Annotated in this window: 1 protein-coding gene and 1 pseudogene; both read left to right on the forward strand. The window is 66.2% G+C overall.

The genetic code is table 11. The features are described from left to right. Window positions 1-207: 207 nt before the first annotated feature. On the forward strand, window positions 208-870 hold the full coding sequence (locus tag ACGF0D_RS44275) for a hypothetical protein (RefSeq protein ID WP_392926261.1): 663 nt from the start codon (window positions 208-210) through the stop codon (window positions 868-870). Window positions 871-1,029: 159 nt separating this feature from the next. After that, window positions 1,030-1,360 (forward strand): annotated as a pseudogene (locus tag ACGF0D_RS44280) (hypothetical protein); the annotation flags it as partial.

Genomic DNA, 1,360 nt, shown 5'->3' on the forward strand with positions numbered 1-1,360 from the left:
GGCCTTCAACGGAACACCTGTCACTCCCGCTATCCAGCAGCCTGACTGACCACACCCACTGACCAGGCGGACTTGACGGATCGGATTCCACATAAGGATCAAGTACCTCAAGCGGCAGGGCTACGGCCGCGCGAGCTTCGCCCTGCTGCGGCGACGGATACTCCTGGCATCCTGAGCTCCCCGACAGGCTTGGGGGAGACTATCGGCATGCCAGCCGACACGCTCGCCTCCCCGGACGAGATCCACGCCTACCTCGTCGACCAGCTCAACGATGCTCTCCGCCGACCGGGGATGTGGGGCGGGGAGCTCGCCATCCGACTGACGCTGGACCACCTCCTGGTCGTGGAACGTCGGCAGGGAACATGGGAGGACGAGCAGCGCGCCCTGGAACGGCGCGAGGCACGGACCGCGACAGGCGTGAAGGGTGCCTTCGAGGCCGTCCTGCCAGCTGATCACGGCACCAGCGTGGCCTCCGTCTACGCGGAGTTCGCGCACCGACAGGGATGGCTCAAGCTCGACCGGGCGCTGAGCGCGGACGAGTACGCCACGATGCTCGCCGCGATCAACCCATGGACTACCCAAGACCGGACATGGGCCGACGTGACCTCGACCTTCGGCACGCCGTCAGTGCTCTTCGGCGGCACCAACCCCTACTACGGGAAGACCCTCGGCTACGCGACCGCCGACCGCTCCACGCCCATGCTGTTCTTCCACCTCTGGAACGGCACCGACCCGGGCACCGAGCCCTCCTGGCCACCGAGTCACGAGCAGCCACTGCTCCTGGCAGTCCGCCATGGTGACGCTCCGTTCGCCGCGAGCTTCACCTTCACCCCAGAAGGACAGCGCCGTCGACCAGCGCAGGAAGCGTGATCACCGGGTCCTTCCTGATCGCGGGCCGCTTACGCTGGGCGATCCCGAAATGTTGATCAGATCCAACCCGTGGCCACAAAATGCGCCGTATACGACCGCCAGCGGGGAGCTTACGAAGACCGCCGTCATGTGTCCAAGCAGACCCAAGAGCACCACTTGGTGAAGCTGGATCTGAGCGTGCGCGAGCAGGTCGCCCTCAACGCCATCGCCGAAGGCGCACCCAACCAGCTCACCATCGCCCGCAGGTCCGGCCTCGACAAGAGCACCCCGCCCGACCACGAACCGGCCCCTACGGAGACCGCCACGGTCTACCAGCGCATCGCGACCGCCTTCAACGAGCATCCCGGGCAGGTCTTCCAGGTTCGGGACCTACACGAACTCCTCGGGTTGCCCACTGTCGGCGATCAGGGAATTCCCCGCCTGGAGCGGTGTCGGCGTCACGTAATTCCCCACCCGGACGTTCACGCAATTCCCCATGGGGACGGCGGTC

Source organism: Kitasatospora sp. NPDC048298 (assembly GCF_043201465.1).
Classification (GTDB): domain Bacteria; phylum Actinomycetota; class Actinomycetes; order Streptomycetales; family Streptomycetaceae; genus Kitasatospora.